General features: G+C 37.0%; 23 protein-coding genes and 1 tRNA gene. 16 read left to right on the top strand and 8 right to left on the bottom strand.

Annotated elements, in window-relative coordinates; all coding sequences use genetic code 11:
• From IGI80_RS11695 to IGI80_RS11705, 3 genes are all read left to right on the top strand, one after another.
• Entirely contained in the window at nucleotides 1-183 is a 183-nt protein-coding gene (locus IGI80_RS11695) for a hypothetical protein (RefSeq protein WP_438722389.1), read from the top strand.
• The gene (locus IGI80_RS11700; RefSeq protein WP_438723604.1) at nucleotides 170-1012 is read left to right on the top strand and encodes a lytic exoenzyme target recognition domain-containing protein; all 843 of its coding nucleotides are present in this window, start codon (nucleotides 170-172) and stop codon (nucleotides 1010-1012) included. The genes IGI80_RS11695 and IGI80_RS11700 overlap by 14 nt, the downstream gene beginning before the upstream one ends.
• A gap of 558 nt (nucleotides 1013-1570) precedes the next feature.
• Nucleotides 1571-1644: transfer RNA gene (locus IGI80_RS11705), tRNA-Thr, on the top strand.
• 899 nt (nucleotides 1645-2543) lie between these two features.
• On the opposite strand, the gene IGI80_RS11710 is transcribed toward IGI80_RS11705, so the two are convergent.
• A complete protein-coding gene (locus tag IGI80_RS11710) occupies nucleotides 2544-3374 on the bottom strand; it encodes an AraC family transcriptional regulator (protein WP_002356429.1) in 831 nt (276 codons plus the stop codon).
• A 148-nt stretch (nucleotides 3375-3522) separates the two neighbouring features.
• On the opposite strand from IGI80_RS11710, the gene IGI80_RS11715 reads away from it, so the two are divergent.
• From IGI80_RS11715 to IGI80_RS11725, 3 genes are all read left to right on the top strand, one after another.
• Nucleotides 3523-5022, top strand: coding sequence for an amino acid permease (locus IGI80_RS11715; protein WP_002359464.1), 1500 nt, complete (start codon nucleotides 3523-3525; stop codon nucleotides 5020-5022).
• Complete coding sequence (ebgA, locus tag IGI80_RS11720; RefSeq protein WP_438723606.1) at nucleotides 4955-8077, top strand: beta-galactosidase subunit alpha; 3123 nt, start codon at nucleotides 4955-4957, stop codon at nucleotides 8075-8077. Before IGI80_RS11715 ends, ebgA begins: the two co-directional genes overlap by 68 nt.
• Nucleotides 8078-8257: 180 nt before the next feature.
• A complete protein-coding gene (locus IGI80_RS11725) occupies nucleotides 8258-8506 on the top strand; it encodes a GlsB/YeaQ/YmgE family stress response membrane protein (protein WP_002356434.1) in 249 nt (82 codons plus the stop codon).
• A 206-nt stretch (nucleotides 8507-8712) separates the two neighbouring features.
• Here the strand turns inward: IGI80_RS11725 and rlmD are convergent, their stop codons facing one another.
• Nucleotides 8713-10083, bottom strand: coding sequence for a 23S rRNA (uracil(1939)-C(5))-methyltransferase RlmD (rlmD, locus tag IGI80_RS11730; RefSeq protein ID WP_202563431.1), 1371 nt, complete (start codon nucleotides 10081-10083; stop codon nucleotides 8713-8715).
• Between the two features lie 131 nt (nucleotides 10084-10214).
• Between rlmD and recX the strand changes: the two genes are divergently transcribed.
• The 4 genes from recX (at nucleotide 10215) to IGI80_RS11750 (ending at nucleotide 14117) form a co-directional block, all read left to right on the top strand.
• The gene (gene recX, locus IGI80_RS11735) at nucleotides 10215-11015 is read left to right on the top strand and encodes a recombination regulator RecX (RefSeq protein WP_002379756.1); all 801 of its coding nucleotides are present in this window, start codon (nucleotides 10215-10217) and stop codon (nucleotides 11013-11015) included.
• Nucleotides 11005-12189: an A/G-specific adenine glycosylase gene (gene mutY, locus IGI80_RS11740; RefSeq protein WP_002368823.1), complete on the top strand. Its 1185-nt coding sequence runs from the start codon at nucleotides 11005-11007 to the stop codon at nucleotides 12187-12189. The genes recX and mutY overlap by 11 nt, the downstream gene beginning before the upstream one ends.
• Nucleotides 12190-12369: 180 nt before the next feature.
• The gene (locus IGI80_RS11745; protein WP_002374081.1) at nucleotides 12370-13494 is read left to right on the top strand and encodes an LCP family protein; all 1125 of its coding nucleotides are present in this window, start codon (nucleotides 12370-12372) and stop codon (nucleotides 13492-13494) included.
• Nucleotides 13495-13631: 137 nt separating this feature from the next.
• A complete protein-coding gene (locus IGI80_RS11750) occupies nucleotides 13632-14117 on the top strand; it encodes a hypothetical protein (protein WP_002356444.1) in 486 nt (161 codons plus the stop codon).
• Between the two features lie 44 nt (nucleotides 14118-14161).
• Here IGI80_RS11750 and IGI80_RS11755 read toward each other — a convergent pair whose 3' ends face one another.
• From IGI80_RS11755 to IGI80_RS11770, 4 genes are all read right to left on the bottom strand, one after another.
• Nucleotides 14162-14686 (bottom strand): GNAT family N-acetyltransferase, encoded by a 525-nt coding sequence (locus tag IGI80_RS11755; RefSeq protein WP_438723612.1) that lies wholly within the window; start codon nucleotides 14684-14686, stop codon nucleotides 14162-14164.
• A 16-nt stretch (nucleotides 14687-14702) separates the two neighbouring features.
• Entirely contained in the window at nucleotides 14703-15542 is an 840-nt protein-coding gene (locus IGI80_RS11760) for an NUDIX domain-containing protein (protein ID WP_002384084.1), read from the bottom strand.
• A 144-nt stretch (nucleotides 15543-15686) separates the two neighbouring features.
• On the bottom strand, nucleotides 15687-16874 hold the full coding sequence (locus IGI80_RS11765; RefSeq protein WP_002356447.1) for a toxic anion resistance protein: 1188 nt from the start codon (nucleotides 16872-16874) through the stop codon (nucleotides 15687-15689).
• Nucleotides 16875-16893: 19 nt separating this feature from the next.
• On the bottom strand, nucleotides 16894-17574 hold the full coding sequence (locus tag IGI80_RS11770; protein WP_002356448.1) for a 5-bromo-4-chloroindolyl phosphate hydrolysis family protein: 681 nt from the start codon (nucleotides 17572-17574) through the stop codon (nucleotides 16894-16896).
• A gap of 402 nt (nucleotides 17575-17976) precedes the next feature.
• Here IGI80_RS11770 and IGI80_RS11775 point away from each other — a divergent pair, with 402 nt between their 5' ends.
• The 3 genes from IGI80_RS11775 to IGI80_RS11785 are packed head-to-tail and all read left to right on the top strand — an operon-like array spanning nucleotide 17977 to nucleotide 19565.
• Entirely contained in the window at nucleotides 17977-18561 is a 585-nt protein-coding gene (locus IGI80_RS11775) for an NUDIX hydrolase (protein WP_002356449.1), read from the top strand.
• Nucleotides 18558-18854, top strand: a complete 297-nt coding sequence (gene macP, locus IGI80_RS11780) for a cell wall synthase accessory phosphoprotein MacP (RefSeq protein WP_002356451.1) — start codon at nucleotides 18558-18560, stop codon at nucleotides 18852-18854. The genes IGI80_RS11775 and macP overlap by 4 nt, the downstream gene beginning before the upstream one ends.
• A 15-nt stretch (nucleotides 18855-18869) precedes the next feature.
• The gene (locus IGI80_RS11785) at nucleotides 18870-19565 is read left to right on the top strand and encodes a 5'-methylthioadenosine/adenosylhomocysteine nucleosidase (protein WP_002356454.1); all 696 of its coding nucleotides are present in this window, start codon (nucleotides 18870-18872) and stop codon (nucleotides 19563-19565) included.
• 66 nt (nucleotides 19566-19631) lie between these two features.
• Here IGI80_RS11785 and IGI80_RS11790 read toward each other — a convergent pair whose 3' ends face one another.
• Nucleotides 19632-19898: a GIY-YIG nuclease family protein gene (locus IGI80_RS11790; RefSeq protein WP_002356455.1), complete on the bottom strand. Its 267-nt coding sequence runs from the start codon at nucleotides 19896-19898 to the stop codon at nucleotides 19632-19634.
• On the bottom strand, nucleotides 19888-20622 hold the full coding sequence (locus IGI80_RS11795; protein ID WP_010821789.1) for a tRNA1(Val) (adenine(37)-N6)-methyltransferase: 735 nt from the start codon (nucleotides 20620-20622) through the stop codon (nucleotides 19888-19890). The genes IGI80_RS11790 and IGI80_RS11795 overlap by 11 nt, the downstream gene beginning before the upstream one ends.
• 188 nt (nucleotides 20623-20810) lie before the next feature.
• On the opposite strand from IGI80_RS11795, the gene IGI80_RS11800 reads away from it, so the two are divergent.
• Genes IGI80_RS11800 through IGI80_RS11810 form a run of 3 tightly spaced genes read left to right on the top strand, consistent with a single transcriptional unit; the run spans nucleotide 20811 to nucleotide 25899 of the window.
• A complete protein-coding gene (locus tag IGI80_RS11800) occupies nucleotides 20811-21437 on the top strand; it encodes a lysophospholipid acyltransferase family protein (RefSeq protein WP_002356461.1) in 627 nt (208 codons plus the stop codon).
• Nucleotides 21438-21488: 51 nt separating this feature from the next.
• A complete protein-coding gene (locus IGI80_RS11805) occupies nucleotides 21489-22757 on the top strand; it encodes an exonuclease SbcCD subunit D (RefSeq protein WP_173961587.1) in 1269 nt (422 codons plus the stop codon).
• Nucleotides 22758-22761: 4 nt separating this feature from the next.
• Nucleotides 22762-25899 carry an SbcC/MukB-like Walker B domain-containing protein gene (locus IGI80_RS11810; RefSeq protein ID WP_438723614.1) on the top strand — a complete coding sequence of 1046 codons (3138 nt, stop codon included), beginning with the start codon at nucleotides 22762-22764 and terminating at the stop codon, nucleotides 25897-25899.
• The last annotated feature ends 11 nt before the right edge of the window (nucleotides 25900-25910 follow it).

Below are 25910 nucleotides of genomic sequence, written 5' to 3' on the forward strand. Positions count from 1 at the left end.
ATGACACTAACAGAAAAAGCCCAAGAAATCGTTTTAGCATTAGAAAAAGAAAATGTTTCTAATCAAACGAAAAAAAGAACAGCGGTCGCAAAAATGAATGAGTGGGCCTTAGCCAAAGGAGTAGAAGTTTCAAACGAAGAAATCGAAAAAGAGATTGAAGGTGCATACAATGGGCTTAAATAATCAATTAACCGTTGAATGGTTTCTAGCTAGAATAGGTAAATTGACTTACTCGATGACTGGTTCTCGTAATGGAGCAGATGGCACAGCGGATTGTTCTGGATCAATGACGCAGTCTATTAAAGATTCTGGAGGAGTAAACTATGACTACCTATATTCAACTGTAACACTAGGCAATTATTTAGGTAAAAATGGCTATCAACGTATTTCTGTTAACCAAGATTGGGACGCCCAAAAGGGTGATGTAGTTCTAATGAGTTGGGGCAAAGATATGAGTACAAGTGGAGGAGCTGGCGGCCATGTCGGTGTCATGGTGAACGCCACTGACTTTATTAGTTGTGATTATTGGACGAGTGGTCAACCAGGAACAGCGATCACACAACATAACTGGAATGAGTATTACGCAGTAACGCAACCTAATTATATTGAAGTATGGCGAGTTAATAATAGCCAACCAGGACCGCAAGTACAAGCATTAGCCCAAGAAAAACCAGCACCAAAACCTAAACGTCGCTATGGTTACCGAGTAGACGACTTACAGTTTTTGAATGGTATTTGGCAAGTAAGAAATGATGTATTAGGGCAACCAGACTTTGACTGGACGGATAACGGAATTAATGTCGCTTATATCGATAAAATTGATCCAGGAACTGGAGAAAATACGCCCGACCAAACGTTAAACGTGGGGGATTATTTCGCTTTTCAGCCAGCTTCTGTAGGGATTATTACCGAGCAAGTAAACACAGCAGGTAAAACATTATCTCATGTTCAATTTCCCGATGAGTTTATTTGGTTGTATACGCCAAGTATTGAAAAATTGATTTATGGGTAAAAATATTGAAAGAAAACTTGATTCTACTGAATCAAATTTAAAGACAGAACTATCAAACATTGATCATAAAATTGAAACTAGTATATTTACTTTTAAAGAAGAACTAAGAAAATAAAAAAGCGCAAATATAAAATGGCTTATAGGCACGTCTATAGGCGTTATAAGTGTAATAATAGGAGCTCTAAAATTTTTTATACAGTAAAATTAGCATGAAAACGCTTTACAATTTATTGGAAAAGAATTATTATGAGTATGTCACAATAAAACTTTTTCATTTATAACCTCCTTTGTTGCAAAAGGACGTATGCCCTCTTCGGAGGGCTTTTTTTTGTCTAAATTATTGAGGAAAACTTTACATATTTTATTCAATAGGTTTAAAATAAAATTACCTCAATAACTACCAATAGTTTTGTGTTCACCCCGAGAAAATAGCTTTGTCCATGCAAAGCTATTTTTATTGTGAATTTAGTTAATTTTATGATATATTATGTATCGTAAAATGATGCATACAGAATACCACTCACTATTCTAGTTGATAGTGAGTGGTGTTCTGTGATTGGACCCTTAGCTCAGCAGGTTAGAGCAGACGGCTCGTAACCGTCCGGTCGCTGGTTCGAATCCATCAGGGTCCATAAGTATTTGTCCAACAGATTGAGAAAATATTTACAAAATATGTAAAAGGGGTTAGTATAACTATATCATACAAAAATTTTTCATTTTAACTCCTTTTCTAAAGGAATGAGCTTGCCCTCTTCGGAGGGCTTTTTTTGTTTACACATAACTAGCATTGTGATATATTCTAATCAGACAGATGCATGTAAAACTTCCATTTAAAAATCCCCGCTCTCATTGAGAACGGGGATTTTTTTGTATGGAATTGAATAGACTACGAAAAAAAGAATGCGACTAGAACAACAATAGCAGCTATTAAAATAGTTAGGACAGCGAATAATATGAAAGTAAAGAGACCACTAAGAAATTTTCTCATAAGTAATTCACTCCAAATCTTTTTTACAGTATACTATATAAAAGAAAATTTAGACAAAAATATTTACTGAATTTTAAAAATGTAAAGTAAAAAATGACCATACTTTGACCATACTTTTTAGGAAAAAACAGGGATTAACAGAAAAGATAAATTCAAAGAAGTACCGGTATTAAAGCGTTTAAAATTAATTAGGGTTCGTCAAAAAGTACAAAAATCATAACAGTAAAATAATTCATTCAACTTTTGAATGTTCGAGAACCCTTGTGTTACAAGGGTTCTTTTTTTATAGCAAACGGTAGTTGTCTTTTGCTAAAACAACTACCGCTAGTAAAATATCTATAAAATTTAATTGTCTACTTTGACAAATTAACAACAATACAATCATCTACCACTTTCTCTCCAATATTGTTTATTTGCTAAAACTTGTAAATTATTTATTGGTTTTGATTAATCTATATATCACACTCCCACCTATAATAAAACCCTAATTAATTATTAAATAAATTGTTTTTTTCTTTAACTACAGATAAGCAACAATTTATTTTAAGTCAAAAACTGTTGACGATATTGTCGAGGTGTCATCTCTTTTTTCTGGAAGAAAAATTTTGAAAAATAAGAAGGTGAAGAAAAACCTGCTTCAAAACTGATTTCCGTGATGGTTAAGGAACTTTTTCTTAACAGAGAACAGGCTTTTTGCAATTTTAAGTTTTGTACATAAATACTAGGATTTGTTTGTTCATAACGCTGAAATAGCTTAAATAAATAGCTACGATCAATGTTATACTCAGAAGCTAATTGACTAATTGAAAGATTGTTTGAAAAATTTTCGTGAATAGCCATTTTAATTTGGTTAAATAATTGTTGGCTTTGATTTTCGTGCTGTGTAACGGAATGATGCTCTAGATAATTCAACAATTGAAAGCTTTCACTTAAACTGCCAAAATGATTATGTTTCTTCGCTTCTTGGTAAATATTTTTAAATAAACTTTCTAATTTCTTATCAACAGTTCCTTTTAAAATACAATTTTCGGTAGTCAGGCCTATTTTTTCTAAATACTGAGACGAAAGATCTCCAACAAAACCGACCCAATGATAGGTCCAAGGATTTTGCCGATTAGGATAATAAATATTGCGACAATTGGCTGGGATCATAAACAAATCGCCAGCGGTAATGTGTTGTTTTTCCATAAAGGGTGTTGAAAAATAGCCTTCACCATCGCTACAATAATGCAAAACCCAATAATTAATGGGGGCAAACTCAGTTGGTTTTGTCGGGCGGCATTTTTCATAGCCAGCTTCATAAAGATGAAATTCTTGGCTAATAGGTTGATCATTAATCAGGATGCTGACATTATTTGTAAAAACATTTTGCATGCTATCACCTCTTTATAAGAGTATGTAAAGGCTTTCTAAAAGTCAACATCTTTACAAGAAATAGGCAACATTTTTTATTTTTAAAAAACTGTAAGCGTTTTACAATGTGTGAGTACTAATTAATTTGATAAAGAGAGGATGTAGTAAAATGGCAACACATTCACGGGAACGATTAGGTTCTGTCGCATTGATGCTCATGACTTTTTCAGCGGTTTTTGCCTTTCCCAGCATTGTTAACAACAGTATTCAGATTGGCCTAGCAACTATTCCAGGCTATTTATTCGGCTCTATTTTTTACTTTTTACCATTTATTCTAATGATTGCAGAATTTGCTTCTGCTAATTCTGAAAATGAATCAGGTGTTCACAGTTGGTTGGAATCTGTGCTAGGACCTAAATGGGCATTTTTAGGCGCTTGGTCGTATTTCTTTGTCAACTTGTTTTTCTTCTGTTCATTACTACCGAATACATTGATTTATGGTTCATACGCTTTTTTAGGTCAAAACGTTTTTCAAGGAAACCATAGTACTAAAATAATTGCAGTGATTTCTATCCTGTTATTTTGGTTAATGACATGGGTTTGTATTAAAGGGGTTTCGTGGATTTCGAAAGTGACTAGCTTAGCGGGTGGTGCTCGTTTATTTATGGGCGTAGCTTTTGTGGTTTTAGCCTTTGTCGTCGTGTTTGGTTTTGGCAATGAACCAGCACAAGAGTTTACCACGACGTCAATTATGCCAACTTTTAATTGGACTTTTTTCATGACGATGGCGTGGATTTTACAAGCTGTTGGCGGTGGTGAAAGTATCGGTGTATATATTAAGGATGTTAAAGGCGGCAATAAAACGTTTGTCCGCACGATGATTGGTGCAACGATTGCGGTCGGTATCATGTATATTCTTGGTGCCGTTGCTGTAGGTTTGGTAGTGCCAACGGACGTCTTAAAAGGAAATTTTTCAAATGGTATTTTTGATATCTTTAAAATTTTAGGTACGTATTTCCATATTCCCGCAGCAATGATGGTGCGCTTAGTAGGAATTATCTTATTTGTCGGAAGTCTTGGTTCTTTGGCTCTGTGGACGGCAGCACCAGTTAAAGTATTTTTCTCAGAAATTCCAGATGGGGTCTTCGGTAAGTGGCTAGTGAAAACGAACGAAGAGGGAAATCCAACCAATGCTTTGTTAGTTCAAGGAATTATTGTGACGATTTTAGTTGCCATTCCAGCATTAGGAATTGGAAATATGGATAGCTTTTTAGAAACGTTAATTAATATGACAGCTTCTACGTCATTAGTGCCTGTCTTGTTCTTGTTAATCGCCTATATTGGGCTTCGTTGGAAAAAAGAAACAATGCCGAGAAGTTTCCGCTTTGGTAATCGAACCTTTGGCTTAATTGCGGGAATTTTCTTATTAGCCATTTTTATCTTTGTATTCTTTATGTCAACTGTGCCGGATCCAAAATTAATCATGGAAGAAATCAATGGCACGTTACCGAAAGGAACCGCTAGTCCACTGGGCATGTTGGCGTATAACATTATTGGGTTAATTGTCTTTATGGGCTTTGCTTGGATTTGTTGGAAACGATATGAAACAAAAGAAAAAAATGAAGTTGGTAAAGGAGAAATGGATTATGAAGACTTGGGAAAATTATAAAGTAGATAGTATTAATCGGTTGCCTGGACGAGCACATTTTTCGAGCTTTCCTTCGAAAGAAACAGCGTTATTAAATGAAAATAAATATACACAAGCATACAAAAATTTAAACGGACGCTGGCATTTTCTCTTTTTAGAAGCGCCAGAATACAGCCCAGAAAACTTTTTTGCGACGGACTTTGATACAAGCCAAATGGATCAAATCACTGTTCCTGGAAATTGGCAAGTCCAAGGATATGGCAAAATGCATTACTCTGATTTATGGTACAATTTTCCCATTAATCCGCCGTATGTACCAACGGAAAACCCAACAGGTATTTACAAACGGACATTTGCTATAGATGAAACATTTCACGATAAAAAAATCATTTTACGTTTTTGTGGCGTAGATTCAGCTTATCATGTTTGGGTGAACGGCCATGAAGTTGGCTACAGTAAAGGTGCACGAAATGAAGCAGAATTTGACATTACGCCTTACGCTAAAATTGGTGAAACAAATGATTTAACGGTGCGAGTCTATCAATGGTCAGATGGTACGTATTTAGAGGATCAAGATATGTGGTGGTTAAGTGGTATTTTTCGTGATGTTGAATTACTCGGTGTACCAGAAAATGGGCTGGAAGATTTCTTTATTATTTCCGATTTAGATGATTCGTATCAAAATGGCCACTTGGCAATTACGGGTAAATTTTGGCAAGACAAAGGACAACAAGTTCAATTGGAGTTGATGGATCAGCAGGGAAAAACGGTTCTTAAAGAGACTGTCGCAGGAAATCAAGGTACAGTTGAATTTTCAGCAAGTTTACCGTCTGTCACTGCTTGGTCAGCTGAAAAACCATACTTGTATCAACTATTTATCACTGTTTTTTGTGAAGGGGAAGTCGTCGAAGTTATTCCGCAAAAAGTTGGTTTCAGAAATATTCATGTATCTGGTGAGACTTTCTTAGTCAATGGTGTGGCCATTAAACTAAAAGGAATGAATCGTCATGATTATAATCCGAAAAATGGTCGAGTGGTTAGTCGTGAAGAAATTGAAAAAGATATTCGTTTAATGAAACAATTTAATATTAATGCCATTCGAACCAGTCATTATCCAGCATCTGCTTATTTCTATGATTTATGCGATGAATATGGAATGTATGTGATTGATGAAACTGATTTGGAATGTCACGGCTTTGAATTAACCGGAGAATATGATTGGATTAGCAACGATCCAGAATGGGAAACGGCTTATGTTTCTCGGATGGTACGGATGATTCAACGGGATAAAAACCATCCATCAATTCTCTTTTGGTCGTTAGGAAATGAATCTGCGTTTGGTCATAACTTTATTGAAATGGCTCGTATTGCAAAAGAAATGGATCCAACACGTTTGGTTCATTATGAAGGTGATTTTGAGGCAGAGGTCACGGATGTCTATTCTACAATGTATACGTGGTTGGAACACCCAACTAGAGAATTACTGATGAATACGATTATTGAAAATTCAAAAAAACCGCATATTTTATGTGAATATTGTCATGCGATGGGGAATGGCCCTGGGAATTTAAAAGAATACCAAGAGCTATTTTATGCTCATGATAAATTACAAGGTGGCTTTATTTGGGAATGGTTTGACCATGGCATTGAATCGGTAACAGATAACGGTGAAGTTTATTATCGTTATGGCGGCGATTTCGGCGATGATCCAAGTAACAAAGATTTTTGTATTGATGGGATGTTGATGCCTGACCGTACGCCATCTCCTAGCTTGTATGAATACAAAAAAGTCATTGAACCCATTACAACTAGCGCTATTGACGTTCTGTCAGGTGAATTCTCATTATTGAGTCGGTTTGACTTTGAAAACTTGGCTATCTTTAAGCTGGTTTATACAATTACTGAAGATCAAACAGTGATTCAATCAGGGACAGTAGCAGTGCCAGCAATTGCTGCTAGAGCAGAAGGAAGACTGCACTTACCTTATCATTTAGATTTTCCTAAAAAGGCAGGAGCCGCCTATTATTTAACTCTTTCATATCAATTGAAAGAAACGACTGCCTATGCATCTGCTGGTCATGAATTAGCTACCGCACAGTTTGAATTGCCAATTGCAACACCAGGGATTGAGATCACACCAGTTGGCTCGCTAATGGCAAAGGAAATTGGCCCTCATTTATACATTGAAGGACCAAACTTTTCAATTAATTTTGATAAAGTGAAGGGTGCCTTAACGAATGTGACGCGAGATGGTAAAAAATTATTGCATAAAGGGCCGAAATTTACATTTTGGCGGGCACCGATCAGTAATGATATGGAAATTATTGATGAAATGAAGAAGAAATATTTCTTACATTTAGAGCATGAAATTGTCCGTTCTTTTGAGTGGAAAAAAGTTGATGATTTTATCCAAGTCATCGTAAAAACAATTAACGGAACGACTAACAGTGCTTGGCATTATCAATGTACCTATCAGTATTTAATTGCACCAAATGGCGAAATTTTCTTCGACTTAAAAGGTAGTCCTGCTGGTAAAATTGAAAATGCGCCAGATATGTTACCACGTTTGGGTGTGACTCTCCATTTAGACAAGTCTCTATCAGAAGTAAAATATTTCGGTAAAGGGCCGAGAGAAAACTATGTAGATTCACAAGAAGCTGGTTTACTTGGCGTTTATGATGCTACAGTGGCGGAAATGTTCACTAATTATGTTGTTCCACAAGCCAATGGTAACCACATGGCGACTAAATGGTCCGCATTCACGGATGATCGCGGCCAAGGGGTAGTAGCAACAGCGGCTGATTCATATAATTTTAGTGTTTCTTATTTTGAAGAACAAGCGCTAGATGTTGCTAAGCATACCAATGAATTACAAGAAAGTGAGTATGTTGTTTTAAATATCGATTACAAACAAAACGCCCTAGGTAGCTACTCTTGTGGCCAGTGGCAATTAGAAAAATACCGAACTACGTTTGAAGAATTCCAATTGGCATTCCGCTTAACACCTTTTAATAATAAAGAGATTCAAGCAGCGGATGTCGCACATGAACGAGTAAAACGACCAACAATTTCTTAAATAAAAGCTCAGAACAGTGCACTTCGGTCTCCTGTTCTGAGTTTTTTTAATGAAATTATCAGAAATTATTGCTTTTTTTTCATGGAAATAAGCAAACTATTTTGTTATCTAATAAAAGTAGTCCATAATAGTAACATAGCGAATTATTCGCTAGATAAAGCATTTAGGAGGAATTATTTTATGCATACTTTATGGGTTTTAATCGTTGGTGCTGTTATCGGTGCTATCGCTGGCGCGCTTACAAGCAAAGGTCAATCAATGGGTTGGATTGCGAATATCGTTGCCGGTTTAGTTGGTTCATTTATCGGAGAAAAAATCTTAGGTAGCTGGGGTCCTCACGTAGCAGGTATGGCAATTGTGCCATCAATTATTGGGGCAGTAATTTTAGTTGCTGTGGTTTCATTCTTCTTCGGACGAAAAAATAGCTAATTAAGTAAATAATTGTTTAATTAGTTAAAGGAGGTCGGGACAGAACCGTTTAGCTCCGAGAAATAAGAAGAAATTTCCGAAAATTGCTTTTTAATTTTTGGATAATTTCGGCTTATTTCCGAAGGAGTTGGTTCTGTTCCCGCCGTTTATCAGTTTTTGAGCGTGGAGCAAAAATCCAAAGTGATTTTTGTCCCACGCTCCTTTTTTTATTTTCTCGTTAATTTTACGACAACTTCACAACGAGCGGTTTGTGGAAACATATCAACAGATTGTAAATAGTCTACTTGATATACTTTGGCTAATTGAACTAAATCACGTGCTAACGTGGATACATTACAAGAAATATACACCATTTTCTTAGGTGGTTGTTTCAAAAGGGCCGTTAATAATTTACGATCCAAACCAGTCCGTGGGGGATCAACTACAATGGCATCAGGTTTAAAGCCTTCTTTGAACCATTTAGGTAATAAGTCTTCAGCTGTTCCAACAGCATAATGTGTGTTCGTAACACCAAGTCGTTTTGCATTGAATCTAGCATCGTCAATTGCGGCGGGAATGGTATCCATACCACGAACTTGATGCGCTTGTTTCGCTAAACTTAAGCCAATGGTCCCGACGCCACAATAAGCATCAACAACAGTTTCATTTGGTTGTAAATCTAAGGCCTTGATTCCTTCATTATATAAAACTTCCGTTTGTTCTGGATTCAATTGGAAAAATGCTCGCGGCGATAAATCAAAGACAACGTCGTTAATGTGTTCTTCAATGCTTTCTTTGCCCCATAAGTGAAGGGTATCATCACCCATTACTAGAGAGGTTTTTTTATTTTGGACATTTTGCATAATAGAAACAACTTCTGGTAATTGTTCATTAATTGCGCGAACCATTTTTTCTTTTTGTGGAAATTTCTGCGATTGTGTAATGAACACTACTTGGACTTCGCCAGTTTGGATGCCCACTCGAACCATTAATGTTCGAAAGATACCACTATTTTTACGTTCATCATAAATTGGTAATTGAAAGTCATTCAATAAATCAACTAATGTATTCATCACCTTGGTTGTCGTAGGCTGTTGGACCAAACAGTTATCAATCGGTACTAATTGATGTGAATCAGCTTGATAGAGACCAGCTTCTACTTGTCCATCGATTTGGCGTAATTGGAATTGGGCTTTATTTCGATAATTCCAAGGATTCTCCATCCCAATTGTTTTTCGTAGTTCATAGTTTTGATAATTGGCTGGTTTAAATTTGTTAAGCGCCTGCTTTAATAAATCTTTTTTAAAGTCTAATTGTGCTTTGTAGGCTAAATGTTGTAGTTGGCAGCCGCCACATGTTTCATAGACAGGACAAGGAGGGACCACGCGATCTTTAGCAGCTTTTTTGACAGATTGAAGGGTTCCTTCAGCAAATTTTGGTGTAACATTTGTGATCGTGGCAGTCACTTCTTCTTTCGGTAGCGCCCCAGGAACGAAAATAATTAATTTTTTATAATAGCCGATACCTTCGCCATTAATTCCTAATCGTTTAATTTTTAAAGAAATTTGTTGGCCTTTTTTTACTAGTTGTTGGGTCATATTCTTTCATCCTTTAGTCATCTCACATTTTTCACTTCCTCCCATTTTAGCACATTTTTATTTATTTGGCTTCCAAGGATTCTATGGTATAGTAGAATATATGTTCTGATTTAGAGGGGCAGGAGAATAAGATGACAACAATCACACGAATTAGTAAAGATAAAGGTGAATTTTATCTACTTTGGCTATCTTCAGGCGAAAAACTGCGTGTCTCGGAAGATATTTTAGTACGGCAGCGTCTGCTAAAAGGCCAAGAGTTATCAGATACTTTAATAGAAGAAATAAAAAAAGCCAGTTCTTATGATGTCGGGTTACAAATGGCGATGAATTATTTAAGCTATCAATTACGTTCAAAGAAAGAGATTTTTACTTATTTAAAAGAGAAAGAAATTGTACCTGAAGATCGAGTAAAAATCGTTCAACGTTTAGAAGAGCTGCGGTTGTTGGATGATGCAATTTTTAGTGAAAGTTACGTACGGACAGCTATGCGAACCAGTGATAAAGGACCACGAAATGTGGCACAACAATTAAAGCAAAAAGGCATTAGTGAAGAAGATATTCAGCATGGCTTGACCTTTTATACGTTAGATGAACAGCTTAATGTTGCCACAGCAACTGCAGAAAAAGCCATGAAACGCTATCGAACTAAAAGTTTTAAAGATGCACTTCAGAAAACGCGTCTGCATCTGATGCAAAAGGGCTTTACAAATGAAATCATTGATCTAGCTTTGGAATCTTTAGCTTTTGAAAAGGACGAAGAACAAGAACAACAAGCGTTAGACAAGGAAGGCGAACGTTTATGGCGTGCCAATCAGCGATTTGATTTTTCTAAAAAAGTCCAAAAAGTCAAACAAAGCTTATTTCAAAAAGGGTTTGACTATGATTTGATTCAGCAATTTATTAGCGAAAAGGAAGTAGAACATGACGAATAAAGAGCCTTGGGAGGCGTGGAGTCCCGAAAAAGTTAGTTCATTCCAGGAAGATTTTTTAGCTTGGTATGAACGAGAAAAACGCAATTTACCTTGGCGAGCGAATACAGATGCATATCGTATTTGGATTTCTGAAATTATGCTACAACAAACTCGCGTAGATACAGTCATTGATTATTTTTATCGATTTATGGAATGGTTTCCGACGATTCAAGATTTAGCGGAAGCGCCAGATGATAAGTTGTTGAAAGCTTGGGAAGGGTTAGGCTACTATTCACGAGCGCGTAATTTAAAAGTGGCAGCGCAACAGATTGTTTCAGAATTTGGTGGGAAAATGCCTGACACAATCGAAGATATTCGGAGTTTAAAAGGAATCGGCCCCTATACGGCTGGTGCGATTGGCAGTATTGCCTTTAATCTCCCCGAACCAGCAATTGACGGTAACGTCATGCGGGTAGTGAGCCGTTTATTTGAAATTGATGCAGATATTGCAAAAGCGAGTAGTCGTAAAGTATTTGAAGCGGCGATGCTTAAAATCATCGATCGTGAGCGTCCAGGGGATTTTAATCAAGCTTTAATGGATCTAGGCTCAGCCGTCTGCACCCCAACTTCCCCTAAGTGTGAAAGTTGTCCGCTTCAGCAATATTGTGCGGCCTATCAGGCAGATAAAATGACCGCTTATCCAGTCAAATCAAAAAAAGTTAAGCCGAAAGATGTGTATTATGTCGGCACTATTATTGAAAATAAAAAGCAAGAATTTTTATTAGAACAACGCCCTGAAACCGGTTTGTTAGCCAATATGTGGCTGTTTCCGATTGAAGAAATTAGCAAAAAACAATTTCAACAATTGCAAAAACTGGCGCAACCAGCAGAAACGGAAAAACAATTAACTTTAGAGTTAGAGCCTGTAACAGAGCCTTTGGTCGCTGAAGAACCTGTCAACTTTTTTACGGACTATGAAACAGTTGTCTGGCAAAAACGTGCCTTAGGCGAAGTCGTTCATATTTTCAGTCATTTAAAATGGCATATCTTAGTCTTTTATGGCCGAAATACAGGCGAATTAGCCACACTAGAGTCGCAGCGATGGGTGGCAGCACAACAATTTTCGGACTATGTTTTTCCAAAACCACAGCAAAAAATGGTGGAATTGTTCAAAAAAGAACACAAAAATAAATAACAAAAAAGAGAGGCTTATAAACAAATAAGCCTCTCTTTTTCGTTCCCTCTAGGTTATACCCCTATATAAATTCTGCTATGTTTAGTTTTGAAGGGGACTGGTAAGATAGACTTGTCTCTTGTCTGCTTAGAGGAGTAGTAATGATGGTGGAGACTTTTTAAGAGAGAGGAAGTACAGCCAATGAGTAGGAAGCGAAAAATCAGCTTAATTAGTTTAGTCATCATTTTGTTTTTTGTCACAGTCGGCTCAGCATACTTTGCTGTAGCGGGTAGCTATTTAAAGAAAACAATTGATAAAGGCTATGTTCCCATAAAAAATGATTATAATGAAGCGCAAAATAAAGATAGTCAATCGTTTTTGATTATGGGGCTAGACAATACAATTGAACGGAAATTAGGCACAACTAGGACTGATGCTATGATGGTGATTACCGTGAATAACAAGACGAAGAAAATAACCTATTTAAGTTTGCCACGGGATAGTTTTGTTCAAATTGATGCGAAAAATTACCAAGGGATGCAGCGAATTGAAGCCGCCTATACCTACGATGGACCAACAGCTTCTGTTAACACAGTTGAGAAATTATTGAATATTCCAATCAATCATTACGTTGTGTTTAACTTTTTATCTTTTATTAAGTTAATTGATGCGGTTGGTGGCATAGATGTCAATGTCAAGCAGGCGTTTGATGGTGTCACCAAAGACGGGCCAGGATCCATTCATTTTGATGCAGGGAAACAGCATTTAGATGGTACGAAAGCTTTATCTTATGCCCGTGAAAGACATAGCGATAACGATATTATGCGTGGATTCCGACAACAAGAAATTATTCAAGCAGTTGAAGACAAGTTGAAATCTGGTCAATCAATCATGAAAATAATGGACATTATTGATTCGTTAAATGGAAACATTCAAACTGATGTGGATTCCAATGAATTGACTCATTTAGTCAAAGAAGGTTTGACTTGGACCAATTATGATAAACAACAGCTTTCTTTTGACTGGCGCACTTTTAGTAATGAAGGGCGCAGTATGGTTGAACTATATCCAGATAGTATTGAAAATGTCCGTCATCAATTACGTGTGTCTTTAAATTTAGAAAAGCCAGATGAACGAGATCAAGACGGCTATGTCTTCCATACGAACGGTGAATTTTTATATCAAAGTGATTATACCGTTCAAGATGAAGCAGCTGAGGAAAACGAAATGACTTCCATCAACGGCAATACGTATATTGGTGTTCCTGGCAATACACAGACCGGCCCGTTGCCATCAGTTAAAACGGAAAATGGCTTTATAAAATAATTTATTTTCCAAGTGTAGAAAATCCGAACATAACAGATTAAATAATCCGCTTACTTATTATTCTTCTAAGGAAAAAACGAAGGATTTTAGCAAGGAAACAGCGTATCATTTGATATAAACCCAACATTCCCTTTATAATGAAAGTAACAAGCAAATTTTTGTTACTTAGAAGGGGAAGGGAGCAAGGAGTTATGTTTAGTTATACAGATACCATTTTGTCAATTATGCAAAGAATTGAAGTATACAACGAAATTTTCAAAGCCATCTCTAAAGAAGTTCAAGAATACGGTTGTAATCAGGCTGCACATCGGAGAGGCCGTGACACTTATATGTTTTGCCGAAATAATGTGAATCGTTTTTTTACAGAAGAAATGATGTTTCGTAAAAATTTAGAGCCGTATTATGATAAAGAAGCAACGAAAATCTTGCTAGAAGGATTAGATACGTATAAAGAAGGAGTATTTTTCTGGTTAGAGGCATTAAGTGAATCTTGCCAAGTGACAGATGAATTGAAATATCAATTAGGAATCCGCCAAAAAGAATCCTCTTATTTATTAATTAATCAAGCTTGTAAAGAAGCCTGTGAGGGCATTCAAAGCGCTCATAGTGTTCATAAGATGTAAAAAGTTAGGGATAGCTGTCAATCTGGCAGTTATCCCTAACTTTTTTATTTCAATATTATCTGATAAGCATAACGTTCGCCATCGTTAACATCTAAAATCACGTCACCTTGATAAACAAAGCCAGCTTTTTTAATCAGGTGCTGCATAGCGAGATTTTGTGGATGTGTATCAATTCGAATATCAGTAGCACCTTGCAAACGAGCGGCTGTAACCAGTGAGCGCAAAAGCACCAAGGCCAGTCCTTGACCTTGAAAGGAACTTTTTAGAGCAACACGATGAATTGCCGTATACGTAGTTTGAGAATGAGGTTGCCAAGAACCATTAAAAATCGCTTCATAAGCAGGATCAATCTCCGAACATAAAACACCAACGCCTGCCAAGGCATCCTCAACCATTAAAATATAGCAAGTTTGCTGGTCGATATCTTTTGCTAAAATTTCTTGATTCGGGCCATCGCCGTTTTGCCATTGGGGAATGCCACTTTTTTGTAAGGTGCGGCGTCCATCTTCAATGATAGCAAGGATGTCAGGCAAATCAGAAGGTTCTGCTTTTCTTAAGTAAACAGTCAAAAAATATTCCCTCCTCTTAGAAACCTGTTGTTGTTTTCAATTGGTAAATTTTTGAAGGGCGGCCAATGCCAACGGGACGTTCACCTAACTCTTCAAAATATTGTGTCATGGCTTTTTTAAAATTTGAATGGTCAATGCTGCGATAATCAACGCCGAGGAACTTCGCAAAAACTTTACGGGCTTCCGTAATGGTGAAATCTTTTCCTAAGACTTGAAGCACTTGCGGTTCATGTTCCATTTTATCAACAACACGATTAAACGCCTTAATTATAATTTCACTATGGTCGAAGGCTAATGTATCTTTACCAAGAGAGGCCGCTGTTTTCAAGTCTAAAGTAATTTCCACATCTTCATGAGATAACGTGATGTGTTGACCATGCCGTTCAAGATTGAACCAGTGGACTTCTTTGGCATCGTCGCCAGCAATTAAAGGTTCTTCACCAATAAAAGCTAAATAGCTGACTGTCACGACCCAGCCACGAGGATCTCGATCTGGGCGACTAAAGCTGTGTAATTGTTCAATATTTTCTTGAGAAATCACCACACCAGTTTCCTCTTTTGTTTCTCTTAAAACACTATCTTCAGTAGATTCGTTGCGATTAACAAAACCGCCAGGAAGTGCCCATGAGTTTCTAAAGGGGTGACCTTTACGTTGAATCAGTAAGACTTTCAATTGATCGGCTTCCTTGTTGTAACAAAGAAGAACCATATCAACGGTTAAAGAGGGTTTTTCATATTCAGGTAATTCTTGTTGATGATACCAAGTTAAAAACTCTGCTAAGCTAGCTTGGCGTTCATAATAATTTTTTTCTTCGGCTTTAGAAGCAAATTGTGGCACAATTGCTCCTCCTTTCAAAAAGAAACATGGTTTTCTTTTATTGTATCATTAAGTGGCTGAAATACAATATTCAAGCGTAAAAAGAAAAGCAAGCCTGGGACAAAAATCACTTTGGATTTTTGTCCCAGGCTTGTACTATAAGAAGTTTGTTCTAGACGTTATTTATTGTGTTAATTCTAATAATTTATTTTTCAAATCTTCTTCCATATGGCCAAGTTCGATTTCGGCAGCTTGGCGTTTTTCTTTTCCTTCTTGTTGAATACGTAATGTTTCTTGGATAGTTTCAATTAAATCATTTTGTGTTTTTTGTAATGTTTCAATATCGACTAGGCCACGTTCGTTTTCTTTTGCTGTTTCAATTGCAGAAATTTTTAGCATTTCTGAATTTTTCTTCAGTAAGTCATTGGTGGTTTCAGAGACTTGACGTTGAGCAGTCACAGCATCTTTTTGACGGAGTAAGGTTAAGGCGATGACTACTTGGTTTTTCCATAACGGAATCGCCGTATTCACCGATGATTGAATTTTCTCAGCCAAAGCTTGGTTAGTATTTTGAATTAAACGAATTTGTGGGGCTTGTTGAATCGTAATTTGACGAGCCAAGCGTAAATCATGGGTTCTTTTTTCTAAACGGTCTAGGAATTGGTTATAATCATTAACAATTTGGACATCCATTTGATCCCCAGATTCTTCCGCTTTTTTCATGGCTTCAGGGATAATTTGCGTCCGTAGTTCTTCTGCTTTTAATTCCCCAGCGGCAATATAGATGTTTAAGGCATCAAAATAATCTTTATTTTTTTGATACAATTGATCTAACATGGCATTATCTTTTAAAAGACCATCTTTTTCATGGGTTAATTTGACAGCAATTTTGTCAATTTGCGCACCAATTTTTTGATATTTGGCGGTAATTTCGTAAACGGATTGTTTGACTTTACCTAACATTTTTTGAATAAAGTTGCCTTCGCCAGCACGTAATTCATTGGGATTGGCTTCATTTAAACGAAACATTAGATCGGTCAGTGAATCACCAACAGGACCAATGTCTTGTGCTTGAACGTGGTTTAACATCGCTTGCGAAAATTCGCCGAGTTTGATTTGGGCATTTGAACCATAGGTAATTACTGCTTGTGAATCTTGGACATCAATTTTTGAAGCTAATTCTTTTGCTTGGGCTTGACGTTCTTGTGGTAATTTATCAATTAAACGAGGAGCTGCTTGCTGTTCTTTTAACTCAGATAGTTCATTTTGTTGCGTTGGTGTTAGTTCATCCATTGATGAAAATGGATTACTTAATAAATCATCCAATGTATTGGTTACAGATGTTGTTTCTTTGGGTTGTTGCTCAGTCATTTTTTTTCCTCCCTAATGATTATTGCTGGTCTTCGTTTACTTGAGGTGATTCCTCAGTTGCAGCTTTTTGCGACAAGCTGCTTTTAGCGATCGACATTTCGACATCTAAATCGTCTAAGTCATCGGAAACGATTTCCTCATAATCATTTTTAACTAATTTTGACAATTGGTCAATGATTTGTGCGCTTTCTTCTAATTTTTCATACGTTTGTTTGTTTTTTACTTCATGTTGTTCTATTTCTAAATGTTTACTTGTTAAGTCAACGATATTTGGTAAATGTGTATAGAGAAAGTGATTGGCTAAGTGTAACTTTTTAGGTTCTTTCACTAACTCTTTAAACAGAGCTTTAGAAACCTTCGTAGTATCATTACGTAAGTCAATCGCCCGTAATTTAGTTGAACGATTCATGTTTTCTTGTAATTGTATGATTTGTTTTTTGGCTGTGCTCATTGTACTTCTGAAAAAATCAATTTCTTGTGGAGATAACCCCAACTCACGATAATGGGCTTCTTTATCTTTCGTTAAGTAAGGCATTTGATCGCTTTTGTCGGCGGCATTTTTCTTTTTTCGATAGAGAACGAATACTAAAAAGCCTACCAGAATCACAAAAGCGAAGAAGCCATATTCTCTAGCGACAGCAATGATTAAGGCTCCTAAAAGAATATAGCCAATCAGTAATTTTGTATTTAATTTGTTCATTTATATAGTTCCTCCTATCTATCTAATCCTCGAAAGAGTCAGCTCTCGTTACAATAGTTATTTTAGCATACTCTGTGAGAGAAAAGACATACAGCGGAAGATGTATTTTATGATTTAGTGAAATCCTAAGAAAAAAAGTATAAAACGCAAAAAAAGACCCGTCCTAATTGGGGGTAGGACGGGAAAGGAGTTAAAAATGAAAAAGTGTTTTGTTAGGGTTGTTTGTTGGTATGCTTAAATAATACAAGGAAGTTGTGAATTTTTTATGTCTATTTTTTTTCGAAAATGTAATTTTTTTCTAAAGCAATAAATTTTTTTCTTTGAAAAGGGTTTAACTAGAGAAGAAGGGGTGCGATTTTTATCATTTTAGGGTATGATAAACAAGAAAGGTTGGTGAAAGATATGTTAAATTATGAGGACTTCGAAGAAAAAACACTTCAACGTCGAGAAATTTTTAAAGGAAAGATTATTGATGTTTTTTTGGATGACGTGGCTTTACCGACAGGCGGCACTGCTAAACGCGAATTGGTTTTTCATTCAGGCGCAGTAGCTATGATTCCGTTAACCGCAGAAGGAAAAATCGTCTTAGTTAAACAATTTAGAAAACCCTTGGAACAAGTGATTTTAGAAATTCCAGCGGGAAAAATTGATCCTGGAGAAGAAAACCAACTGGAAACGACGGCTATGCGGGAATTAGAAGAAGAAACTGGGTATCGTGCAGGTCAGCTTACCTACATAAATTCAATGTATCTGTCACCAGGATTTGCTAATGAAAAATTGGCTCTCTATTTGGCAACGGATTTGCAGAAAGTCGAAAATCCGCGTCCTCAAGATGAAGATGAAATCTTGGAACTTTACGAGCTAACAATAGCTGAAGCCAAAGCAGAGGTGGCAAAAGGCACGATTTGTGATGCCAAAACACTTTTTGCTATACAATACTGGGAATTGTATTTACTGCAGAGACAGTTTAAGGAGGACACGCAATGAGCAAAGGTCCGTTAGTCACTCGGACAGAGCTTCGCAAACGCAGAGAAGCAGAAGAAAAAGAAGCGGAACGTCGTCAGCAAGAAGAGCAGAAGCTGGCGGAAAAAGCGTATAAGCGAAAAGAAAAAGAAATTTCGACGTTTTATCGTAAAGAAAAGAAAAAACAAAAACCGATCAACAAGTCACGAGTAGGAGAATACTCGAAGCGTCGAGAACGGAGTACTTGGTTAAACAAGGCAATTATTATTGTAGCGATTTTATTAGCCGTTGTGGCATATATCGTTTTGAATTTATAGAAAAGAGGAATCACTATGAAAATTGGAATTATTGGAGCAATGGATCAAGAGGTCAAAATTCTAAAAGAAAAATTGACAGACACGATGTCATGGGAACGAGCAGGTGCTTTATTTGTTTCTGGTTCGTTAGGAAGACATGAGGTGATTGTGGTTCGTTCAGGAATTGGTAAAGTGGCCTCAGCTGTGACCACGACTTTATTGATTCATCAATATGGCGTAAATATGGTGATTAATACCGGTTCTGCTGGTGGTATCGGTGAAGGACTAAAAGTCGGCGATTTAGTCATTGCAGACAAATTAGCTTACTTTGATGTTGATGTCACTGGTTTTGGTTATGCCTATGGACAATTGCCTGGTGGTGTGCCTTTGTATTTTGAAACAAGTGAATACTTGCGGATGGAAATTGCGAAAGCCGCTGAAAAAACTGGTTTAGCTATTCGTAAAGGATTGATTGTTACTGGAGATACTTTTGTGGACAGCGCTGAGAAAATCGCCAAAATTAAGAAAGAGTTTCCTGAAGCCTTAGCTTGCGAAATGGAAGGCGCAGCAATTGGCCAAGCGGCTTCACAGTTCAATATTCCATTCTTAGTTGTACGGGCAATGAGTGATACAGCAGATGGCGAAGCAACTCAAAGCTTTGACGAATTCATCGATGAAGCTGGGAAAAAATCAGCCGAAATGGTTATTCATTTTGTCGAGAACTTAGTTTAAAAAGAGAAAGAAACAGCCATCATTTCATCAATGAAATGATGGCTGTTTCTTTTTGCTTATTGTCACTTAATGAAAGGTTTTTAAATACTGTTCTTTTTGTTTACGCGTTAATTTTTTAAAGGCGGCTTCGGCTTTGGTGGCCGCGCTACGTGTTTCAAATTTCTCTGTATGAATCATTTTGACTGGGCGGCGTTTGGCTAACCGTGTATATTTTGCACCAGTTCCGCTATTATGTTCGGTTAATCGACGTTCTGGCTCAGTTGTATAGCCACCGTAAAAGGAACCATCTTGGCAAAGTAAAACATAAAAATAATGGGATTTCTTATTCTCCATACAGCATAGCCTTCATTTCTGCTTCGTATTCGTTCTTTTCATTGTATGTAAAAAGAGGTGGTAACACACGAAAACCGTCTTTTTTGCCTTGCTTAATGCCTTCAATTAGTAAAACATTGGCTTCTTTGCCTGGCTTCGGATAAACAAACCGAGCTTTTTTCGGCGCAATATTGGCGTTTTCCATGGCATGTAAAATATCCAGGAAACGATCAGGACGATGAACCATTGCGAGGCGACCATTTGTTTTTAATAAATCCGCCGACACAGTGACCACTTCTTGAAGAGACGTGTGAATTTCATGACGGGCAATCGCTAAGTGCGGGTTTGGATTTTTTTGGCTAGTTGGTCGTTCTTTAAAGTATGGGGGATTACATAGTACTAAATCAACAGAATCTTTTTTGATGACCTCTGTCGCTTGTTTTAAATCACGTTCATACATCGTTACTTGTTTTTCCAATTTATTTAATAGAATACTTCGTTGACCCATATCCGCCAAACGAGGTTGTAATTCGATTTGGTCGATCATTGCAGCTGTTTTCCGACTAACGAAGAGGCCGACCGCGCCATTGCCAGCACACAAATCGACAATCTTGCCTTTTTTTGGTAGTTGCGGAAAATTAGCCAATAAGACTGCATCAATGGAAAAAGAAAAGACTTCTTTGCTTTGAATAATTTGAATATCATCCGCATATAATTGATCAATCCGTTCGCCGGATAATAACATAGATTAAGAACCTCCAACTTTTCATCTGATTGTTCATGTATTATACTACTTTTAAACCCGTATGACAAAATCTGTTCCCTAGATTAGTGGGGACATGTTATTTCTCTGATTGATAGAAGTAAAAAAAGCTTGTCAAAAGGTAGAGCTTTCGGCATACTAGAAAGCGGAGAGAAGAAAGGAAGAAAATTATGTTTTTTACATTTATGCGTGGCGTGGTTCGCGTCATTTTATTTGTGATTAATGGAAATGCACATTATGAAAATAAAGAAAAATTACCAAAAGACCAAAACTATGTCTTAGTTGCGCCGCATCGAACATGGTGGGAACCGCTGTATTTAGCTGTTGCTGGCAGTCCTAAGAAGTTTAGCTTTATGGCAAAAAAAGAGTTGTTTAAAAATCCTGTTTTACGTTTCATTTTAAAACATGCGAATGCGTTTCCAGTGGATCGTGAGAAGCCCGGTCCCAGCGCGATTAAAACACCTGTCAAAATTTTAAAAAATTCTGATTTAAGTTTGATTATGTTCCCTAGTGGCACGCGTCATTCCTCAGAATTAAAAGGCGGGGTAGCCTTGATTGCTAAAATGGGGCGAGTACCTATCGTGCCATCTGTTTATCAAGGTCCGTTAACTTTAAAAGAGTTGTTTAAACGTAAAAAAGTAACGGTTCGTTTTGGGGAGCCAATCGATATTAGCGATATTAAAAAAATGGATAAAGACGGTTTAGCTGAAGTGGAACGTCGGATGCAAGAAGCATTTGATCAGTTAGATAAAGAAATTGATCCAACTTTTAAATATGAATCAACAGAAAAAGAATAAAACAAACCGCTACAAAATAGGAATGTTACTGGCAGGTAGTCTCATCAAAAGATGATGCTCCCTGTCTTTTTTCTTGTGTTAAGAAAAAAGTTTGTTAAAAATCTAATTCTTCTGTCCGATTTTCTTAAAAAATACCAGAAATTTGTTATAATAATAAGAAGGACTTTTTTAGGCGGTGAAAAAATGAAATTTTTACATACAGCAGATTGGCATATTGGCAAAAAATTACATGGTTTTGATTTATTGGCAGAACAAAAGGAAGCCTTTAAACAAATCTTAGCAATTGCGAAAGAAGAGCAAGTGGATGCTGTTGTGATCGCTGGAGATTTGTATGATCGCTCTGTTCCAGCGGTTGAAGCAGTCGAGATTTTTAATGAAATGATGATTCAAATGAATCTCAAAGAGCATTTACCCGTGTTAGCTATTTCGGGAAACCATGATAGCAGCACTCGTTTAGAAACAGGAGGCCCTTGGTTTAACCAAACGCAATTTCATTTGAATACGCGTTTAGAACAAGCCTTTCAACCAATTGAAATCGACAATACCCAATTTTATTTGTTGCCTTATTTTGAACCGATTGCGGCTCGCTTATATTTTGAAGATGAAACGATTCGAACGATTCAGGCGGCGATGGAAAAAGTTGTCGCGAAAATGCAGGAATCTTTTCTTCCCAACAAAAAACAGGTGTTAGTTAGTCATTTTTTTGTCGCTGGCAGTGAAAAAACTGATTCTGAAACAAAATTAACAGTGGGTGGTTTGGATGTTGTACCGACGGCTTTGTTAGAGCCTTTTGATTACGTCGCGTTGGGCCACTTACATGGAAAAAATGCGTTGCAGGCACCTAATGCTCGATACAGTGGCTCGCCTGTAAAATTTTCTTTATCAGAAATGACACAAGAAAAGGGTGTTTGGCTTGTTGAAACAGAAGCTGAAGTTCATTTTAAATTCCGTACTTTGAAACCATTGCGAGACATTCAACAATTGACGGGCTCGTTTCAGCAGTTAACGGATCCCGCTTTCTATCAAGAAGTGAATCGGGAAAATTATTTACATGTCCAATTAACTGACCGAGCGATCATTCCCAACATGATGAATCAATTGCGAAAAATTTACCCCAAAATTATTGGGTTGGAACGTTTGAATGGTCGAGAAACAAGCAACGGAAATCAGAAAAAAGTGGTACAAATAGAACAACGTTCACCAGAAGAACATCTGCATGACTTTTTTAACGATGTGACAGGAGAGGCCTTGACAGAACAACAAGCACAATGGGTCCAAGAAGAACTGAGTACACTTAATCAATTAGAAAGAGGGAAGTAACAGGATGAAACCATTATCTTTAACATTGAAAAACTTCGGACCGTATATTAATGAAACCATTGATTTTACGAAGTTTGAAGATTCTTCACTTTTTCTAATTAGTGGAAAAACAGGGTCTGGGAAAACAACGATTTTTGATGGAATGAGCTATGCTTTGTTTGGTGAAAGTTCTGGGAAATTACGTTTAGGCAAAGAAATGCGTTCCACATTTGCTGACCCCTCAGAAGCCACTGAAGTTACTTTGCTTTTTAAACATAACGAGTATCTCTATGAACTGAACCGCCTTCCCGAACAAGAACTTTTTAAAAAACGTGGCACAGGAGTCCGTAAACAAAGTGCCAAAATTTCTTTAATTGTCAAAGATGCTCAAGGGAAAGAACTACGATCCTATTCTAAAAGACGCGAAGTGGACGAACTCATTCAAGAATTATTGCATTTAAATGCCAATCAATTTGCTCAAATTGTATTGTTACCACAAGGAGAGTTTCGGACTTTTTTAATTGCTAAAAGTGATGAAAAAGAAAAGGTTTTGCGTAATTTATTCGGAACAGAATTGTATCAGTTGTTCAGCGAAAATTTAAAAGAACGCTTAAAAATTGCCAATCAAGAGATTCAAGAAACCCAGCAAAAAATTGAACTGAAAACAGAACAGTTGCATTGGTCAGAAGAACCTGAACCGACAATGACACTTTTTGAAAAACTTCAATTATTAGAAAGCCAACAACAAGAGGCTCAGCAACAACTATTAGTTGAAAGAGAACAAATTGCAACCTTAAAACAAGCCAAACAAGCAAAAGAGCAAGTTCGTTATGCTATTGAAGAACGACAAAACTTGCAACAGCAAAAAGAAGAATTACTGGAAAAGAAAGCAAAACAAGCTGAACAGGAAACCGTCATTGAGCGGTTAAAGGAACAGATTCAGCAATTAAAATGGAGCCAAAAACAGCAATCTTTAGCTGAAAAAGTCTTTGAAAAACGAAGCGAAAAACAACAAAAAGAGCAAGAAACAAAGTCCAAACAACAAGCTCTTATGGAAACGCAACAAGCATTGACAGATTGGCAAGCAATCATGAGTGAGTTGGAAGAACAACAACCATTGATTGCTGAAAAACAAGAACGTCTTCAAACGATTCAACGTCAATTACCACAATACCAAGAATATGAACAGTTAGCCCAACAACAAATAGCAGAACAAGCCAATTATCAAGCCATTCAAAAAGAGTATGAATCTTGCCAACAGGAAAAAATAACATTAGCGGATAAAGTGGCGACAGCCAAACAATTTATTGAACAAGAAGGAACACTTGAAAAAGCAAATTTTGAATGTTCTAGTGTAGCAGATCATTGGCAAAATTTTGTAGAACGTTGGCAAAAAAATCAAAAAGCTTGGCAAAAAATTAGTCAAAACCAAGTGGAATTGCACGAGTTGACACAACGGTTTGCTGTTGAACAGCAACAAAAAAGCGCCGAAGAAGCGAAGTTGCAGACAAAGAAAAGTCAATGGGCCTCTTTACAAATCCAACGATTAAGCTTGTTACTTGAAGAGGGAGAACCTTGCCCAGTTTGTGGCTCTTTAGAACATCCAAAGCAACAAACACATCAAGAAGTTTCCTTAGAAGAGATTGATCAAGCGGAACGGGAATTAACGGAAGTTGAAAAAACGGTTCAACGATTTACTGAAACGCTCTCTGCATTAGGGGCGGAAAAGCAACAGAAAGAAAGCCAATTACAAGAACAGGAAGCTGCGTATACTGAGGAACAAGAACAATTAGCAGCGCAGTTTGCTGACTTGCAGTTGCCGTTAACAGGACTAACTTTTTCACAAGTAACACCTGCAGAAATTGCGGAAGTTGAGTCGCAATTAGCTAAAGAAAAACAACAAATAGCACAAAAACTAACGGAAATTTCAGTCGAAAAGGACCGTCTGGCGGAACTAGAAGAACAAGTAGCTGAAAATTCTCAACGCTTTGAAGTGCTCCGACAACAAGTAGAAACAATGCAACAAAGTCTGGAAAGAATCACTATCCAGCAGCAAATGATTGCTAGCCAATTATTGGATGCAACCGTCACATACGAAGAAATGACTAAACGACAAGCTTTGCTTCAAGAAGAACTCTCTGCATTTGAACGTCAAAAAGAAAACGTGACGACACAAGGAGAAACCTTGAAGAAAGAAGAAATGATCCTTGAAAGTACGTTGACGCATTTGGAGAAAGAACAACAAACACTTCAACAAACAGTCGCACAACTTGAGAGTCAGTTAAAGGCAGTTTTAACGGAACAAGGAGTGACAGAGGACCAATTGACGGAGTGGTTGAAAGAGGTACCGACACTAGAAAGTCAGCAAGAACAAATTGCTTTATTTGAACAAGAGCAAACCCAACTGACTATCCAACTCGCTGAAATTGAAAAAAAATTATCTAGTGATACGTTCCCAGAATTATCTTTAATCACCACAGAAATTGAACAAATAACACAACAAATTGAAGAACAAGAAAAAAAATACTATCAACTGCATGAAAAAATGCTGAACAATCAACAGTTGGTTCAAGAAATTAATGCGCAAAGAACAACAATTGAAGACAAGTTTGAGGAAGTTGCTGCACTACAGCAGTTGGCAGATACGGTGAATGGCAATAATCCTAAAAAAATTAGTTTTGAACGGTATATGTTACAAACGTATTTAGAAAGAGTGCTGACAGTCGCTAATCAGCGTTTAGACCGCCTGACCAATAGTCGTTATCAATTTGAATTGAATCACGAAGCAGGTAGTTATCGGAATCAAACGGGGCTAGAAATCAATATTTATGATGACAATTCAGGGACGGTGCGCAGCGCTCACACGTTATCAGGCGGGGAAAGTTTTATAGCAGCGTTAGCTTTGGCACTTTCTTTAGCAGAAGTGATTCAAGAACAAGCAGGCGGAGTCTTAATTGATGCGTTGTTTATTGATGAAGGCTTTGGTTCCTTAGATGAAGAAGCATTGGAAATGGCAATGGAGGCGTTAGAAACGATTGAAAATGAAGGCCGCATGATTGGGATTATTAGTCATATTGGCGAATTAAAAGCACGAATTCCACAACAATTACAAATAAAAAGCAATGGGAATGGTCAAAGTACCGTTCACTATCAGCTAGCTTAGTAGAAGAGGAG

This window comes from Enterococcus sp. DIV1420a (assembly GCF_051712165.1).
Taxonomy (GTDB): Bacteria; Bacillota; Bacilli; order Lactobacillales; family Enterococcaceae; genus Enterococcus; species Enterococcus faecalis.

Coding starts and splice junctions, on each gene's coding strand:
- IGI80_RS11695 (WP_438722389.1), top strand. CDS start 1: ATGACACTAACAGAAAAAGCCCAAGAAATCGTTTTAGCATTAGAAAAA.
- IGI80_RS11700 (WP_438723604.1), top strand. CDS start 170: ATGGGCTTAAATAATCAATTAACCGTTGAATGGTTTCTAGCTAGAATA.
- IGI80_RS11710 (WP_002356429.1), bottom strand. CDS start 3,374: ATGCAAAATGTTTTTACAAATAATGTCAGCATCCTGATTAATGATCAA.
- IGI80_RS11715 (WP_002359464.1), top strand. CDS start 3,523: ATGGCAACACATTCACGGGAACGATTAGGTTCTGTCGCATTGATGCTC.
- ebgA (WP_438723606.1), top strand. CDS start 4,955: ATGAAACAAAAGAAAAAAATGAAGTTGGTAAAGGAGAAATGGATTATG.
- IGI80_RS11725 (WP_002356434.1), top strand. CDS start 8,258: ATGCATACTTTATGGGTTTTAATCGTTGGTGCTGTTATCGGTGCTATC.
- rlmD (WP_202563431.1), bottom strand. CDS start 10,083: ATGACCCAACAACTAGTAAAAAAAGGCCAACAAATTTCTTTAAAAATT.
- recX (WP_002379756.1), top strand. CDS start 10,215: ATGACAACAATCACACGAATTAGTAAAGATAAAGGTGAATTTTATCTA.
- mutY (WP_002368823.1), top strand. CDS start 11,005: ATGACGAATAAAGAGCCTTGGGAGGCGTGGAGTCCCGAAAAAGTTAGT.
- IGI80_RS11745 (WP_002374081.1), top strand. CDS start 12,370: ATGAGTAGGAAGCGAAAAATCAGCTTAATTAGTTTAGTCATCATTTTG.
- IGI80_RS11750 (WP_002356444.1), top strand. CDS start 13,632: ATGAAAGTAACAAGCAAATTTTTGTTACTTAGAAGGGGAAGGGAGCAA.
- IGI80_RS11765 (WP_002356447.1), bottom strand. CDS start 16,874: ATGACTGAGCAACAACCCAAAGAAACAACATCTGTAACCAATACATTG.
- IGI80_RS11770 (WP_002356448.1), bottom strand. CDS start 17,574: ATGAACAAATTAAATACAAAATTACTGATTGGCTATATTCTTTTAGGA.
- IGI80_RS11775 (WP_002356449.1), top strand. CDS start 17,977: ATGTTAAATTATGAGGACTTCGAAGAAAAAACACTTCAACGTCGAGAA.
- macP (WP_002356451.1), top strand. CDS start 18,558: ATGAGCAAAGGTCCGTTAGTCACTCGGACAGAGCTTCGCAAACGCAGA.
- IGI80_RS11785 (WP_002356454.1), top strand. CDS start 18,870: ATGAAAATTGGAATTATTGGAGCAATGGATCAAGAGGTCAAAATTCTA.
- IGI80_RS11790 (WP_002356455.1), bottom strand. CDS start 19,898: ATGGAGAATAAGAAATCCCATTATTTTTATGTTTTACTTTGCCAAGAT.
- IGI80_RS11795 (WP_010821789.1), bottom strand. CDS start 20,622: ATGTTATTATCCGGCGAACGGATTGATCAATTATATGCGGATGATATT.
- IGI80_RS11800 (WP_002356461.1), top strand. CDS start 20,811: ATGTTTTTTACATTTATGCGTGGCGTGGTTCGCGTCATTTTATTTGTG.
- IGI80_RS11805 (WP_173961587.1), top strand. CDS start 21,489: ATGATGCTCCCTGTCTTTTTTCTTGTGTTAAGAAAAAAGTTTGTTAAA.
- IGI80_RS11810 (WP_438723614.1), top strand. CDS start 22,762: ATGAAACCATTATCTTTAACATTGAAAAACTTCGGACCGTATATTAAT.